This window comes from Lichenibacterium ramalinae, from assembly GCF_004137085.1.
GTDB classification, from domain to species: domain Bacteria; phylum Pseudomonadota; class Alphaproteobacteria; order Rhizobiales; family Beijerinckiaceae; genus Lichenihabitans; species Lichenihabitans ramalinae.
The window spans coordinates 55609-71251 of record NZ_QYBC01000007.1 but is presented as its reverse complement, the minus strand read 5'-3'; the positions used below and the strand labels follow the sequence as shown (position 1 = coordinate 71251).

At 69.2% G+C, this 15643-nt stretch carries 13 protein-coding genes and 1 pseudogene; 8 read left to right on the top strand and 6 right to left on the bottom strand.

What is annotated here, in order from left to right:
• Positions 1–20 precede the first annotated feature (20 nt).
• The 8 genes from D3272_RS09760 (at position 21) to def (ending at position 10099) form a co-directional block, all read left to right on the top strand.
• The gene (locus D3272_RS09760) at positions 21–1700 is read left to right on the top strand and encodes a branched-chain amino acid ABC transporter ATP-binding protein/permease (protein WP_129219117.1); all 1680 of its coding nucleotides are present in this window, start codon (positions 21–23) and stop codon (positions 1698–1700) included.
• Positions 1693–2424: an ABC transporter ATP-binding protein gene (locus D3272_RS09755; protein ID WP_129218978.1), complete on the top strand. Its 732-nt coding sequence runs from the start codon at positions 1693–1695 to the stop codon at positions 2422–2424. Before D3272_RS09760 ends, D3272_RS09755 begins: the two co-directional genes overlap by 8 nt.
• A 172-nt stretch (positions 2425–2596) precedes the next feature.
• On the top strand, positions 2597–4252 hold the full coding sequence (locus tag D3272_RS09750; protein ID WP_129218977.1) for an amidase: 1656 nt from the start codon (positions 2597–2599) through the stop codon (positions 4250–4252).
• A gap of 26 nt (positions 4253–4278) precedes the next feature.
• Positions 4279–5862, top strand: coding sequence for an ABC transporter substrate-binding protein (locus D3272_RS09745; protein WP_129218976.1), 1584 nt, complete (start codon positions 4279–4281; stop codon positions 5860–5862).
• Between the two features lie 4 nt (positions 5863–5866).
• On the top strand, positions 5867–6817 hold the full coding sequence (locus D3272_RS09740) for an ABC transporter permease (protein ID WP_129218975.1): 951 nt from the start codon (positions 5867–5869) through the stop codon (positions 6815–6817).
• Positions 6818–6841: 24 nt separating this feature from the next.
• A complete protein-coding gene (locus D3272_RS09735) occupies positions 6842–8782 on the top strand; it encodes a dipeptide/oligopeptide/nickel ABC transporter permease/ATP-binding protein (RefSeq protein WP_129218974.1) in 1941 nt (646 codons plus the stop codon).
• Positions 8779–9576 carry an ATP-binding cassette domain-containing protein gene (locus D3272_RS09730; protein WP_129218973.1) on the top strand — a complete coding sequence of 266 codons (798 nt, stop codon included), beginning with the start codon at positions 8779–8781 and terminating at the stop codon, positions 9574–9576. The genes D3272_RS09735 and D3272_RS09730 overlap by 4 nt, the downstream gene beginning before the upstream one ends.
• Positions 9577–9646: 70 nt before the next feature.
• Entirely contained in the window at positions 9647–10099 is a 453-nt protein-coding gene (gene def / locus D3272_RS09725) for a peptide deformylase (protein ID WP_129218972.1), read from the top strand.
• A gap of 466 nt (positions 10100–10565) precedes the next feature.
• Here def and D3272_RS09720 read toward each other — a convergent pair whose 3' ends face one another.
• The 6 genes and pseudogenes from D3272_RS09720 to D3272_RS09695 all read right to left on the bottom strand — a co-directional run bounded on the left by D3272_RS09720 (position 10566) and on the right by D3272_RS09695 (position 15640).
• Positions 10566–11705, bottom strand: a complete 1140-nt coding sequence (locus D3272_RS09720) for an NAD(P)/FAD-dependent oxidoreductase (RefSeq protein WP_129218971.1) — start codon at positions 11703–11705, stop codon at positions 10566–10568.
• Between the two features lie 39 nt (positions 11706–11744).
• Positions 11745–12749: a Gfo/Idh/MocA family protein gene (locus tag D3272_RS09715; protein WP_129218970.1), complete on the bottom strand. Its 1005-nt coding sequence runs from the start codon at positions 12747–12749 to the stop codon at positions 11745–11747.
• A gap of 126 nt (positions 12750–12875) precedes the next feature.
• Positions 12876–13241 (bottom strand): annotated as a pseudogene (locus D3272_RS09710) (ATP-binding cassette domain-containing protein); the annotation flags it as partial.
• A gap of 389 nt (positions 13242–13630) precedes the next feature.
• Positions 13631–14254, bottom strand: a complete 624-nt coding sequence (locus D3272_RS09705) for a LysE family translocator (RefSeq protein ID WP_129218969.1) — start codon at positions 14252–14254, stop codon at positions 13631–13633.
• A complete protein-coding gene (locus tag D3272_RS09700; RefSeq protein WP_129218968.1) occupies positions 14251–14901 on the bottom strand; it encodes a molybdopterin-dependent oxidoreductase in 651 nt (216 codons plus the stop codon). The genes D3272_RS09705 and D3272_RS09700 overlap by 4 nt, the downstream gene beginning before the upstream one ends.
• Positions 14891–15640, bottom strand: coding sequence for a formylglycine-generating enzyme family protein (locus D3272_RS09695; protein WP_129218967.1), 750 nt, complete (start codon positions 15638–15640; stop codon positions 14891–14893). The genes D3272_RS09700 and D3272_RS09695 overlap by 11 nt, the downstream gene beginning before the upstream one ends.
• Positions 15641–15643 lie beyond the last annotated feature (3 nt).

The window sequence follows — 15643 nt, the reverse complement described above, 5'->3', positions numbered from 1 at the left end:
TCGTCTGGGTGGCGCCGGAGATGCTCGACACCTTCTCGGTCAACGTCCTGACCCGATCGCTGCTCTACGCGGCGCTGGCCGTGACGGTGGACCTGCTGTGGGGCTTCACCGGCATCCTCACCTTCGGGCAGGCCGCCTTCTTCGGCGCCGGTGCCTACGCCACCGCCATCGTGCTGACCCACCTCGGCTCATCGCCCGCCTGGGTCCTGGCGGCGCTGGCGCTGTCCGTGCTGGTGCCGATGGCGCTCGGCGCGCTGGTCGGCTGGCTGTCCTTCCACCACGGATCGACCCCGCTCTACGCCTCGGTGATCTCGCTGGTGTTTCCCATCGTGGTCACGCAACTGGTCTACTCGGGCGGGGAATGGACCGGATCGAGCAGCGGCCTCGTCGGTTACGACACGCTGCCGCTGGACCTGCCGGGCTTCTTCCGGCTCGCCGGGATCTTCGCCGTCCTCGTGGCGCTCGGCGCCTGGGTGTTCGTGCGGTCGGACGCCGGCAAGCTGCTCGTCGCCGTGCGCGACAACGACGCGCGCTGCAGCTACCTCGGCATCAGCCCGACGCGCGTGTCGGCCCTGCTCACGGTCGCGCTGGCGGGCGTGGCGGGCCTCACGGGCTTCCTCTTCGCGCAGGCCTCCGGCGTCGTGGCGCCGGAAAACACCGGCTTCCTGTTCGGCACCGAACTCGTCATCTGGGTGGCGCTCGGCGGGCGCGGCACCGTGCTGGGGCCGGTGCTGGGCGCGGTCGCGATCGACTATGCCGGCGCGACGCTGTCGGGAGACCTGCCGTTCCTGTGGCAGTTGATCCTCGGATCCGCCTTCGTGGTCGTCATCATCCTGCTGCCCGACGGGCTCGCCGGCGCGATCCGGCGCGGGTGGACGAGGGTGAACGCCCGCCGCGATGCCGCGGCGCCGGCGGTCGTCGCCCTGCCGGCCGCGGGGGCTGCGGCGGGCGGCGCCGAGCCCCTGCTGGTCGTCACGGGCCTCGGCAAGCGCTACGGCAGCCTGTCCGTCCTCGACGGCATCGACCTCGCGGTGCGGCCGGGCGAGTTGGTCAGCCTCGTCGGCCCGAACGGGGCCGGCAAGACCACGCTGATGCGCTGCCTCAGCGACGGGACCGAGCCCTACCAGGGCTCCGTGCAGGTGGCGGGGCGGAACACGCGGGGGATGACGCCGGAGCGCATCGTGGCGCTCGGGCTGGGGCGCAAGTTCCAGGTCGCCAGCGTGTTCGACAGCCTGTCGGTCGCCGACTGCCTCCGGCTGGCCCGTGCCGCGCGGGACCGTCCGAGCCCGCTCGGGGCGGCCGCGACACTCCGACTTCCGGCCGCATCCCTCGACATCCTCCGGCTGACGGGGCTCGACACCGCTCTCGTGACCCCGGTGCGGCTGTTGTCGCATGGCCAGCGTCAGGCCCTCGAACTCGCCATGGTGGTGGCGCTCGAACCGAAGCTGATCCTGCTCGACGAACCCACGGCGGGCCTCACCAAGGCCGAGCGCACCACGATCGGCACGATCCTGCGCCGCCTCACCGCGGACCTCGGCTGCGCCGCCGTGCTGGTCGAGCACGACCTCGACTTCGTCCGCGAGATCTCCACCCGGGTCGTGGTGCTGCACGGAGGGCGGCTCGTACTCGACGGCACGGTCGCCGAGGTGGTCGATTCCGACCTCGTCCGCGCCGTCTACGCCGGGGCGGCCCATGCTTGACGAGACGGCACCGCACGCGGGGACCCCGCCGCCGCTGCAGCTCCGAGACGTCACGAGCGGCTACGGCGCCGCCCCGGTGCTGCACGGCGTCTCGCTGTCGGTCGCGCCGGGCGAGATCGTGGCGCTGCTCGGCAAGAACGGCATGGGCAAGACCACGCTGTTGAAGACCGCGCTCGGCATCCTGCCGCTCAAGGGCGGCACGGTGCTGGTCGGCGGCACCGCCTCAGCCGGCCTCTCGCCGGCACGCCTCGTGGCGCTCGGGGTCGGCTATGCCCCGCAGGAGCAACCGCTCTTCCCGGATCTCACGGTGCGGGACAACCTTCGGCTCGCCCTGCGCTCGGATCGGGACCTCGCGGCCGGCCTGGATCATGCGGCGTCGAGCTTTCCGTTTCTGCGCGACCGGCTGCGGCAGCGCGCCGGGACGCTGTCGGGCGGTGAGCAGAAGATGCTCATCCTGGCGCGCGCCCTGATGATGCGGCCGCGGCTGCTGCTGGTCGACGAGATCAGCGAGGGCCTCCAGCCCTCCGTGGTCGCCCGCATCGCCGCGATCCTGCGGGCCGAACGCGCCGAGCGCGGGACCGCCATGCTGGTCGTGGAGCAGAACCTCGATTTCGCGCTCGGCGTCGCCGACCGCTGGGCGGTGCTGAAGCGCGGCGAGATCGACGACGCCGGCCCTTCCGGCCCCGCAATGCGCGGCCGCATCCTGGAGCATCTGAGCATCTGATGGACCGGAGAACAGCGGGAGCATCGTCGCGGGATCGTGGCACGACGGCCAAATGCCAGCGTGAGCCGAGCAATAGATCCGCGCCTCCGGCACGAGACTTGCAGCAACAGCGAAGCTTCAGGGCTGCGCGGATGCCGCCGACATGACGGAAATCGAGGCAACGAGGTCGACAATGAGCGAAACGCCGTTCGATACGGGGATGATCGCGGGCGCCGAAACCGTCATGGGGGTGCGCTATACGGAGACGGAGCGCGCCCTGATGGCCGACAACCTGCAGGCCCAGGTCGACATGGCCCGCCGCCGCCGCGCCGTGCCGCTGCCCCACGACCTGCCGCCCGCCCTGCGCTTCGACCCCCGCCCGCCGGGCTTCGCGATGCCGGCCGCCGAACCCTTCCGGCCCGTCGCGGCCGACCCCGGCCCGCTACCCGAGCGCGAGGAGGACATCGCCTTCGCGCCGGTCGCGCATCTGGCCGGCTGGATCGCGTCCCGCGCCCTCACCTCCGAACGCTTGACCGGCCTCTATCTCGACCGCATCACCCGGATCGGCCCGAAGCTCGAATGCATCGCCCTCGCAACGCCCGAGCTGGCGATGCAGCAGGCGAAGGCCGCCGACGCCGCCCTGGCGGCGGGGCGCCACCTCGGGCCGCTGCACGGCATCCCCTACGGCGCCAAGGACCTGCTCGACACGGCGGGCATCGCCACCGAATGGGGGGCCGAGCCCTTCCGCGGCCGCGTGCCGGACGCCGACGCCGCGGTGGTGCGGCGGCTCGCCGAGGCCGGCGCGGTCCTGGTCTGCAAGACCACGCTCGGCGCGCTGGCCTACGGCGACATCTGGTCGGGCGGCGTCACCCGCAACCCGTGGAACCCGCGCGAAGGCTCGAGCGGATCGTCGGCCGGCTCGGGCTCGGCCACCGCGGCCGGGCTCGTCGGCTTCGCCATCGGCACCGAAACGCTGGGCTCCATCGTGGCGCCGTCGGTGCGTTGCGGCACCACGGGGCTGCGTCCGACCTTCGGCCGCGTGGCCCGCACCGGTGCCATGCCGTTGTGCCCGAGCCTCGACAAGATCGGTCCCATGTGCCGCTCCGTCGCCGACACCGCGCTGGTGCTCGCCGCGATCGCAGGCGCCCACCCCGGCGACCCGTCGTCGATCGCGGCGCCCTTCGGCTACGACGTCGCCGAGCCCGTCGCCGGCTTGCGCCTCGGCTGGTTCCCGGCCGACTTCGCGGCCGAGGGCGTGCACGACCTCGACCGCGCCGCGCTCGACCACGCCCGCGCGCTCGGGCTTGAGCTGGTGGAGCTGGTGCGGCCCGATCTGCCCTACGACGCCCTGATGGCGGTGCTCTACGCCGAGGCGGCGGCCTCCTTCGAACGGCTGACGCTCGACGGTTCCGACGACAGCCTGACGTGGCAGGAGGCCGGCGCCTGGCCCAACAGCTTCCGCAAGGCGCGCTTCCTGTCCGCCGTGGACCTCGTGGGGGCGGACCGGCTGCGCTCCCTCGTGATGCGCGACATGGACGCGCTGTTCGGGCGGGTGGACGCCATGATCGGGCCGTGTTTCGCCGGACCGATGCTGACGATCACCAATTTCACCGGCCATCCCTGCCTGGCGCTGCGCGCCGGCTTCCGCCAATCGCCGACGCGCAAACGCTTGTCGCTCGCCGAAGCGCGGCTCGACCAGGGCGAGGACGGCACCGGCGCGCTGTTCCGCGTGCCCCATGCCGTCAGCCTCTACGGCCGCCTCTTCGACGAGGGCACGGTGCTGCGCATCGGCGCCGCCCTCGAAACCAGCTTCGGCGTCGCCGCGGAGCGCCCGCCCGTCGACGCTTGAGCCATCGTCCCACCTGGAGAACGTCCATGACACAGGCCAGACTGACGCGCCGCACGCTCCTCGCCGGCACAGCCGCCGTGGGGGCGATGGGGGGAACCCTGGGGTTCACGCGCCGCGCCTTCGCGCAGACGCCCGACAAGGCGCTGGTGGTGGGCCACGTGGCGGAGCTGCAGACCCTCGACCCGGCGCAGGCCGTGACGATCAGCGACTTCCGCATCCTGTGCAACATCTACGACGGCCTGCTGCGCTACAAGCCGGCCAGCCTCGACGTCGAGCCGGGCCTTGCCGAATCGTGGACCGTGTCGCCGGACGGCAAGACCTACACGTTCGCGCTGCGCAAGGGCATCAAGTTCCACGACGGCAGCGCGTTCGACGCCGACGCGGTGAAGTTCAACTTCGACCGGGTGCTCGATCCGCACCACCCCTTCCACGACACGGGCCCGTTCCCCTTCGTCTTCACGCTGGGGCCGATCGACCACGTGTCGGTGGCCGACCCCCACACCGTGTCGATCGTCATGAAGGAGCCCTACGCCCCGACGCTCACCATGCTGGCCGGCGCCATCGGCGGGCTCGCCGGCATCTCCCCCCAGGCGGTGAAGACATTCGGCAAGGACTTCAGCCGCAACGGCGGCGGCACCGGCCCCTTCAAACTTCAGGAATGGGTGACGGGCCAGCGCGTCGTGCTGGCGGCCAACAAGGACTATCACCGCGGCGCCCCGGCGCTCGACGGCCTCGTGTTCCGGCCCATCGTCGACGAGAACGCCCGGGTCAGCGAGATGCAGTCGGGCGGCACCGACATCACCATCGAGGTGCCGCCCGACAACATCGCCACCTTCACGGCTTCGCCCGACTTCACCTTCTACCAGCAGCCGGGGCCGCACCTCTGGTACATGGTGCTCAACACGAAGACGAAGCCCTTCGACGACAAGCGCGTGCGCCAGGCCGTCAACTACGCGGTCAACAAGCCCGCCATGGTGACCGACATCCTGAAGGACACCGCCACGGTGGCGAGCAGCGTCACGCCGCCGGCCTTCGCCTGGGCCTATGACGCGGCCCTGAAGCCCTACCCCTACGATCCCGCCAAGGCGAAGCAGCTCCTCGCCGAGGCCGGCTACCCGAACGGGCTCGACGTCACCTTCTACGTGACGGAATCGGGGTCCGGCATGCTGTCGCCCGTGCTGATGGGCACCGCCATCCAGGCCGACCTCGCCGCCGTGGGCATCCGGGCCAAGATCGAAACCTACGAGTGGAACACGTTTCTGGGGAAGATCATCCCGGCGATGCCGCCGGAGGTGGCCATGGCGGAGCTGTCCTTCATGACGCAGGACCCCGACATGCACCCGGCCCTGGCGCTGCGCACGGGGGCCGCCGTCAACTCGGGCGGATATTCCAACCCCAAGGTCGATGCCCTGATCGACGCCGGCCGCACCGAAACGGACCGCGACAAGCGGGCCGCCATCTACAAACAGCTCCAACAGGTCGTCTACGACGACGCGCCCTGGGTGTATGTGGCCAACTGGAAGCAGAACGCCGTGTCGTCGGCGCGGGTGAAGGGGTTCGAACTCCACCCCTCCTTCACCACGCCGTTCTACGGCACCAGCAAGGCCTGACGGGGTGGGCGGCCTCATCCTCCGTCGCCTGGCCCAGGTGGTGCCGGTGCTGTTCGGCGTGAGCGTGGTGGTGTTCCTGGTGATCAACCTGATCCCCGGGGACCCGGCCCGCGCCATCCTGGGAACCTTCGCGACGCCCGCCACGATCGCCGACGTCACCCACCAGCTCGGCCTCGACCGCCCTCTCCCGGTCCAGTACCTCGTCTGGGTCGACAACCTGCTCCACGGCGATTTCGGCCGCTCCTACATCCTGCACAAGCCCGTCATCGACGAGATCGGGGCGCGGCTCTTCCCGACGCTGCTGCTCGCCGGCACCGCGCTGGTGCTGGCCAGCGTCGTCGGCGTGCCCCTCGGCATCCTGGCGGCCGTCCGTCAGGATGCCGCCGCCGACCGGATCGTCACGCTGGCGGTGCTGGTGGGCATCTCGACGCCGTCGTTCTGGCTCGGCATGCTGCTCATCCTCTGGTTCGGGGTGAGGCTGGCCTGGCTGCCGGTCGGCGGCATGACGGAGATGTTCGGCGGCGGCGGTCCGCTCGACATCGCCCGTCACCTCGTCCTGCCCGCCGCGACGCTCGCCGCCGTGGCGGGGGCCGTGCTGGTGCGGCTGACGCGCGGCGCCATGCTGGAGGTGCTGCGCCAGGACTACGTCCGCACCGCCCGGGCCAAGGGATTGTCGGAGCGACGCGTCGTGGTGCGCCACGCCTTCCGCAACGCGGTCGTCGGCATCGTGCCGGTGATCGGCCTCCAGGCGGGTTTCGTGCTCGGCGGCGCCGTCTACGTCGAAACGGTGTTCCAGTGGCCCGGCATCGGCCGCATGCTGGTCAGCGCCATCGGCACCCGCGACATCCTGCTGGTGCAGGGCGGCGTCCTCGTCGTCGCCTGCGCCTACGTGCTCATCAACCTCCTGACCGATCTCGTCCAGGCCGTGCTGGATCCCCGGATCGTCGCCTCGTGAGGCCCCCATCGTGAGACGTGTGCCATGAGCGCCCCCGCCGCCTCGCTGACCGTGACGCGCTCCGCCCGGCGCTTCGCGCTTCCCCCCGCCCTGACGCGGCTGCTCCACAACCGCACCGCCACGGCGGGCGCGCTCCTCCTCGCCGCGGTCGCGCTGGTCGCCCTGCTGGCCCCGGTGCTGCCGCTGCAGCCGCCGGACGCTTCCCACCTGGCGCTGCGGCTGAAGCCCGTGCTGACGCCGGGGCACCTCCTCGGCACCGACCAGCTCGGGCGGGACATCCTGTCCCGTCTCCTGTGGGGCACGCGGCTCAGCCTCGCCGTCGGGGTGTTCGCGGCGTTGATGTCGAGCCTGCTCGGGTCGACGATCGGCCTCGCGGCGGCCTACCGCGGCGGGCTCGTCGACGCGGCGTTGATGCGCGGCATCGACACGCTGATGGCCTTCCCCTACCTGCTGCTCGCCCTCGCCATCGTGGCGGCTCTCGGCCCAGGCCTGTTCAATGCCATGATGGCCATCATCGTGGTCAACGTGCCGTTCTTCGCCCGCGGCGTGCGCGGTGCCGCGCTGTCCGTGGTGCGGGCCGACTTCATGGCGGCGGCGCGGCTCTGCGGCTTGTCCGACCTGCGCATCGTCTTCGGCGAACTCCTGCCCAACGTCATGCCGGGCATCGTCATCGGCGTGTCGACCACGGTCGGCTGGATGATCCTCGAAACCGCGGGCCTGAGCTTCCTCGGCCTCGGCGCCCAGCCGCCCCAGGCCGACCTCGGCGGCATGCTGGGCGAGGGCCGCAACCTGCTGCAGGTGGCGCCCCACGTCGCCACGATCCCGGGCCTGGTGATCCTGCTCCTCGCCATCGCCATCAACCTGCTGGGCGACGGGCTGCGCGACGCGCTCGACCCCAAGCTGAAGGCGGGCGGGACGGCCCGCAGCCGGGCCCGCACCGATGCCGCCTCCGGCGAGGAGCGGCGCCGCGGCTTGCCGGCGCCGCTCGCCCTCGCCCGCCTGCCGCTCGCCCTCCGGGGCCTGCGCACGGAGTTCCGCGTCGGTCGCTCCGTCTATGCGGCGGTGGGCGGCGTCGACATCGCGGTGGCGCGCGGCGAGGCCGTCGGCATCGTCGGCGAGTCCGGCTCGGGCAAGACCGTGACGGCGCTGTCCGTCCTCGGCCTCGTGGCGTCGCCGCCGGGCCGCATCGTCGGCGGCGAGATCCTGCACCACGGAGAGGACCTGGCCGAGGTGCCGCTGCGCCGCCTGCAGGACGTGCGCGGCGGCCGCATCGCCTGCGTGTTCCAGGACCCGGGGACGAGCCTGAACCCCCTGATCCCCGTCGGCGAGCAGGTGGCCGAGGTCGTGCGCCGCCATGCCGGCCTCGGCCGGCGTGCCGCGATGGCCCGGGCGGTGTCGCTGCTCGACGCCGTGATGATCCCCGAACCCGCCGAAACGGCGCGGCGCTACCCGCACGAGATGTCGGGCGGCCAGCGCCAGCGCGTCGGCATCGCCATGGCGCTGGCCGACGATCCGGAGATCATCATCGCCGACGAACCCACGACGGCGCTGGACGTCACCACCCAGGCCAAGGTCCTGAGGCTGCTGAACGACCTCCGGCGCGAGCGCGGCTCGGCGCTGCTGTTCATCAGCCATGACTTCGGCGTGATCGCGTCGCTCTGCGACCGCGTCCACGTCATGTACGGGGGCCGCGTCGTCGAAAGCGGCCCGGTGGCGGAGGTGCTGCGCCACCCGCGCCACCCCTACACCCGACGCCTGCTCGCCTGCGTTCCGGCGCTCGGCAGCCGCACCGGCCGCGTGGCGCCGATCCCGGGCCTGCCGCCCTCGACCGACGCCCTGCCGACCGGCTGCGCCTTCGCGCCCCGCTGCGACCGGGCGCTGCCGGCCTGCACGTCGGGCGACATCGCGCTCCGCCCGGTGGGGCCGGACCGCCACGCGCGCTGCATCCGGGCGGACGACGAATGAGCGACATCGTGCTCCGGGCCGAAGACCTCGTCCGCGAGTTCCGGCGACCGCGCAGGCTGTTGCGGCCCCGACCGCCGGGTCTGCGGGCCGTCGACGGCGTTTCGCTCGCGGTGGAGCGCGGCCGCACGCTCGGCATCGTCGGGGAGTCGGGCTGCGGCAAGTCCACCCTCGCCCGCATGGTGGTGGGCCTGATCGCGCCCACAGGCGGCGCCCTGACCATCGACGGGCGCTCCATCCCGGAGCTGGCGCGAGCCGACCGGCGGGCGCTCTGCCGGCGCGTCCAGATGGTGTTCCAGGACCCGTCGGGCTCGTTGAACCCGCGCAAGACCGTGCGCGACATCCTGACGGCGCCGTTGCGCGCGCTGCGGGGGCTCGACGGCGCGGCCGCACGGGCGCGGGTGGCCGAACTCATGGACCTCGTCAGCCTCCGGCCCGAGTTCGCCGACCGCCACCCGCACGAGTTCTCGGGCGGCCAGGCCCAGCGCATCGGCATCGCGCGGGCTTTGGCGGCCGAACCCGAGGTGCTGGTGCTCGACGAACCCGTGTCGGCGCTCGACGTGTCGGTGCAGGCCCAGGTGCTCCAGCTGCTCGGCGACCTGCAGGCGCGGCTCGGCCTGACCTACCTCTTCATCTCGCACGACCTCGCGGTCGTCGAGGCCATCGCCCACGACGTGGTGGTGATGCAGAGGGGCAAGGTCGTCGAGGCCGCGCCGGCCGAGCGGATCTTCGCCGACCCGCGGCACGACTACACGAAGCTGCTGCTCGGCTCGGTGCCGCGGGCGGCCGTCCCGTGAGGCCGGGCGTCGGGCCCCGCCCGCGCGGCCAAGCACCGATCCCACCACCTCGAACAACCCGGAGACACCCGTGATCCGCACCATCGTGAAGCATCCCGACCCGATCCTGCACAGGACGTCCGAGCCCGTCGGGGCCGTCACCGCCGACACCCGCGCCCTGCTCGACGACATGCTCGACACCATGTACGCGGCCCAGGGCCGCGGCCTCGCCGGCGTGCAGGTGGCCGTGCTCCAGCGCGTCGTCGTGATCGACATCGCGTGGAAGGACGGTGCGCCCGAGCCCCTGTGCTTCGTCGATCCCGAGATCGTGTGGGTGTCGGACGAGAAGGCGGTGGGCGAAGAGCGCTGCCTGTCGATCCCCGACACGCCGACGGCCGTGCTGCGCTCCACCGCCGTGCGGGTCCGCTACCGCGATCGCGAGGGCGCCCGGCAGGAGCGGGAGTTCGAGGGACTCATGGCCATGGTGATGCAGCACGAGGTCGACCACCTCGATGGCGTGTTGATCCTCGACAAGGCAGCGTGACGGTCCACCCCGTCGGGCTGCGAGGCGCCGCCGCTGGTTTCGTCCGGCGGCTCGCCTGCCCGCGACCCGCCGGGGTCGAGCCACTCATCCCACACCGGGTAAATGCCTCGGCCCAGCCCATGGGACCTGGGCCGTGTGGCCGACTGCAGGGGATTTCGCTCCCACCCGGGACGGGAAAACAGGCTGTCCTCGTCGGCACCGACCGGCGCGACGGCCTGATGACCTCTCCTCGCTGTCGAACCTCCGCCTTCGAGCACGGAGAAGGCACCTCGCTGTGGGCGGCAGCCGTTCGATCTCGCCCCGGCTTGCGTTTCGATCGACAGCAGCGTCAGGCGCGCGCATCGCGGTGCGCGTAGGCCCGGTAGAGCACACGCTGGCCGATTCGGCGGAACGGCGCGAGGGGGTGAGCCGGCAGGTCCTCCGCCCGCTGGTGCCACGGCGGTCGGTCCACCAAGCCTTGGCGGCGTCACCCATGGGGGGCGCTTGCGAAACGTCCGGGTCGGAACCGCGCCAGCATCGGATGCAACGCACGCGAGGTCATTTCTTCGGCCAGCAGTTCACCGGCGATCAGCCCCAGGGTCGCCCCGCTGTGGCTGAAAGCGACGTAGCATCCCGGAACTCCGTCGAGAGGCCCGAACACCGGTTCGCCGTCGCGTGGGATGGGCTTGGGTCCGACGCCACAGGAGGCCAGCAGGAGGCGAGGACTGCCCTCCAGCACCGCCGAGGCCTCGCGCAGCAGGCCGGCAACGGTGGAGTCGCGCACCTCGTAGCTGCCGTCGGGACGCATCGAGACCTCTTCCTCGGACCAGGCGGAGTCGAGCACCAGGGCTCCGGTCGGCGTACGGCGGATGGCAACGCGCGGCGTGTTCAGCACCGCCCGCAGCGGATGGCTGATCGGCTCGGTCTGGACCAGAAGTGAGATCGGCGTCGCGTCGGGGATGTGGGTCCCGAGTTCCGCAACCATGGCCGGAACGGCAGGCCCCGTCGCCAGTAGCACGACATCGGCGGGGAATCGCTCCCCGCCTTGCGTGGTGACGCCCGTCGCGCGGCCACCCGCGACATCCACCCGGCACGGTCCCACGCCGGTCGCCAGGCGCCCGCCGAGGGCGAGGTATTCCCGGCTCAGGAGGTCGATCAGGCTCGGCAGGTCGACCCAGCCCTCGCCGGGGTTGAAGATGGCTCCAGGCGACGTGATGGCCCGCCGGTCGACGCCGGGCGTCACGGCGGCGACCGCCTCGGGCTGGAGCAGGCGAGCGTCGTAGGCGATGCGGCGCTCGTAGGCATAGGCCTCGGCGATCCCGTTGCCGGCATCGTCGGCGTCCCAGGTCAGGCCGCCGTCGAACCGCAGCCAGTCCGCGTCCGGGTGCCGGGCCGCGAGCGTGCGGTAGCGGTCGATCCCGGCCATCCGGAGCGCGTGATATTCGGCGGAGCGTGTGCGCGAGGAGTTCAGCCAGGACAGCGAGCGTCCGGAAGCGCCACTGCCGGGCTCCGCCTCGGTGACCAGCGTGACCTCGGCTCCCGACCGGGCGAGGTGGAGGGCGGTCGAAACGCCGAAGATGCCGCCACCGACGACGACAGTGCGCGGCGAGAAGGAGCGAGCGGACATGGATGCTGGCCTCGTGTGGGGGGAGCGAAGGGGACGGGCTTACGGCTGTTCCCAGCCGGCGGACCGCGCCGAGCGGAAGAAAGCGTCGATCACGCGCATGTTGAGGACGGCGTCGGCGATGCCCCATTCCAGTGGCTCCTCGCCGCGCACCGCACGGGAGAAGGCATCACCCTGCAGCGTGTACTGATCGCAGGGGGCGATCTCGATCTCCTCGCGGCCACCGCCGACGAGATCGCGACCGTCATCGACCGCGATATGCGTCGGGGCCCCGGAAGGAGCGTTGAACGGCACGGCGACTTCGATCCGGCCGCGCGTGCCGAGCACGCGGACGTGCTGGCAGGGACTCAACTGGGTCGCACAGGTGAAGGACAGGTGACGATGGCCCGGGAAAGCCGCGATGCCGCTTATCAGCCGATCGACACCCAGTGCAGGATCGGTGTCGAACAGTCCCATCACGCGCTCGGGCTCGCCGTCGAGCAGGTAGCGCGCGGTATTGATGGCATAGCAGCCGATATCGTAGAGGCCGCCACCACCCATGTCGGCCCGATTGCGGATGTTCGAGGGGTCGCTGTTGAAGTAGGAGAAGACGGTCTGCACGGCACGCACCTCGCCGATGCGTCCGCTGCCGGCGATCTCCTTCACCAGGCGCCACTGGGGATGGTGGCGCACCATGAAGGCTTCGGCGACGAGGCGGCCGGCGCGAGACGAAGCTTCGGCCAGCTTCGCGGCTTCGCCGGCATCGAGCGTGAGCGGCTTCTCGCACAGGACGTGTTTGCCGGCTTCGAGCGCCTTGAGGCTCCAAGTCAGGTGCAGATGGTTGGGCAGGGGATTGTAGACCACCTCGATCTCGGGATCGGCCAGCAGCTCCTCGTAGCTGCCGTAGGCTTTCGGGATGCCGAGCGACACTGCCGCGGCCTGGGCGGCGCCTTGCCCCCGCGACGCTATCGCGGCGACCGTGGCGTGCTCCGACGCCTGCAGCGCGGGAACGACCTGACTCAGGCCGATCTTGGCCGTGCTGAGCACGCCCCACTTCACCTTGTCCATCTCAAGCCTCCTCCAATCCCATCGGGCCGTTCCCAGAGCCTAACTCCGCTCGGCCCTGTCGATGACCTGCGTGTTCGGCGCCGCGCCCCTCTGGGACAGCTTTCGGTCGTCCGGCACCCAGGCCCATCAAAGCACTTCCGAGAGGAATCGTTGCAGTCGCGGGCTCTGCGGATCGCCGAAGATCCGCTCCGGTGGACCGACCTCGACCACGCGCCCCTCGTCCATGAACACGACCTGAGTGGCGACCCGCCGGGCGAAGTTCATCTCGTGGGTGACCACCACCATGGTCATGTCGCTGCTCCCGAGGCTCGCCATGAGATTGAGCACACCCTTCACCAGTTCCGGATCGAGTGCGCTGGTCACCTCGTCGAACAGCATCAATTCGGGATCGAGCGCGAGCGCGCGGGCGATGGCGACGCGCTGCTGCTGCCCGCCGGACAGGTCGATGGGACGGTGGGCCATGCGGGGACCCAGACCGACCTCGGCGAGGCGGTCGGCACCGTAGATTGCCGAATGTGCGCTCCCGGAGACCGCCAGCCAGGTGCTCGCAGGAATCGGACAGGAGGTCGAGTTGCCGTACCAGCCCAGTTCGCCCAGGATTTCAACCGGCTTGCGCTGCATACGGTGTATCGGATGCACGTTGAAAATCGCGACCGGCCCGTATCCCGACACGATCGAACGAACGATCACTGCTCTTAATTCAGCTCTGGCGGTTTTTTGTGGTGTCGACCACAAGGCAGCACGAGCAGTTCTCCAACCGAGATCCTACCAGCAAAAGCATCACTTATTTGAGTTAGAATCCTAACGTTCGGGCAGCAAAAAACATCGGCACAGAGCGAGTCCGCAGCGTAGGTAATACCCTTGCCCCACCCTCGTTGAATTCATATCCTAATATTTGATTTGTAGAATTCCTCGATCAGGATCATAAAAACCGAGAACGTTAATACCCCCGCCATTATCTTGTTGAAGGTTGAGACATCGCCGCTCAACCGTGCGACGCGGAACCCGATTACGGCCCATCCAAAAAGTGAAGCTGTGCAAACGACGGCGAAGATGGCGGCGAACACAGCCAAGCGGCTATTGTATTCGACATGGGGTGCCACGTAGACGGAAATAGCGGACAAGGACACGATCCACGCTTTTGGGTTCACCACTTGCGTTATCAATCCCGCCTTGAAATCTGGACAGCGCTGGTATTTCGTTTCTGAATGCCCCTTCCCGCAGTCGGTCGCGATCCGGAAGGCCAGCCAGAGCATATAGGCCGACCCCACAACAATGAATGCAGGCGAAAAGCGGCCTATCCATTCCAGGACCACACCCAGCCCCAGGCCCAATAGGAGTAGGATTGACACGAAGCTCGTGGTCGCGCCCATGACATAGGGAATAGTGCGGATTGGACCGAAAGAGGCTCCCGTCATGGCAGAGATGACGTTGACCTGTCCCGGAGTTGCAGAGGTGGCGAGCGCGAACAAGGCCATAGGCAGCAGAGTATCTGAAAAACTCATAGGTCACCGTCGTCAATCTCGCCAGTGCCCGCATACCAAATCTTCTTCTGCAGGTCGACGGCGTAATATTTCTTGGGCTGCACAGTCCCATCTAGGTCGTATCCGGCATATGCCTCCCAATAGCCGAGCTCGTTTCGACGAGTTACCACTAGCTCGCGCAATGCTTTGACGCACTTATATTGGTATAGTCCGAAGTCGATTAAGCGCAGGGGATAACCGGTCTCCAATGTCAACGGTGCGTCATCAACTTCGAAAGCTAATACGGCGTCGCGCTTAATGGCTGATTGCAAGTGGATTGTGGAGTCGTAGCGACCCTTCTCCGTCCCGTTGCTCAGCTGTTGAAGGTAGAGATCATCATCGGTAAGATCGACGCCCGCGATATCCAGAACCAAACTGAGCGGCACGCCAAACCAATGCCGTCTGATCGTCCAAAGGCAAACGCAGACGGTACGTCGGTGGTGATAGCGACCACCGAACTCGCGAATGTCGTCAAGCGTTAAGGACAGGGGTAAACGCACTTCTCCCCGCACATCTAGGCGCCAGTGTGCTATGTCGATCGGCGCCGGTCCCTCCTGAAAGTAGCGTAGGGAGCTTGGCTTTTTGTGTAGATGAGGCGTGACACGCTGGGGTTGGCACTTATGGAGCATGGCTTACGCACCGAAATCCTACGATGTTGTCGCGCACCGTCGGGGAGTAATAGTCCCGGCTGGCGCATCTGAGGCTGTCTTCGTCGTGCAGGCCTGAGCCTCCTCGAACGATATGGGGCGCGTTCTCGTGAGTTAGATGGACTGGATCGCGCCCGTCGGTATCCCAGGAATAATCAGGGCTGGTGTTGTCGATGCACCATTCTCCGAGGTTTCCTGCCATATCCCGGCAGCCCGACGAAGCTATGTTCAGGCTGTAATGGTCGACCGGCATGGAGCGTCGGTTGAGTTCTGCAGGCTCGCAGCCAGGAGCGTAGTTCGCATGCTCGGGCGTGGGCTCCGCATCGCCCCAGGGGAAGCGTCGTTTTCCGAACCCGGCCGCGTACTCCCATTGTGCCTCGGTAGGCAGGGTCTTGCCCATAAAGTGCGAGTAGGCGAGTGCCTCCCACCATGAGATGCCGGTCACCGGTTGGGATGGCTGGTTCCAGTGGTCGTCATTCCAGTAGTTAGGCCTGCCGATCCTGTTGCGCTGGATGAACGCCCATCCGGCTTCAGACCACAATGAGGCGTTTTGGTATAATCCAGCTTCCAGAACACGTTGGAACTGTCGATTGGTGACAGGGTAGCGATCGATGCGGAAAGGTGCTAGGCGCACGAGGCGCACGGGTTGTTCGTTAGGACACAAGGGGGACCCGCGCAAGAACCCATCGCTCTGGAGCTCAATCACATCGTCGTCGCGCATGTC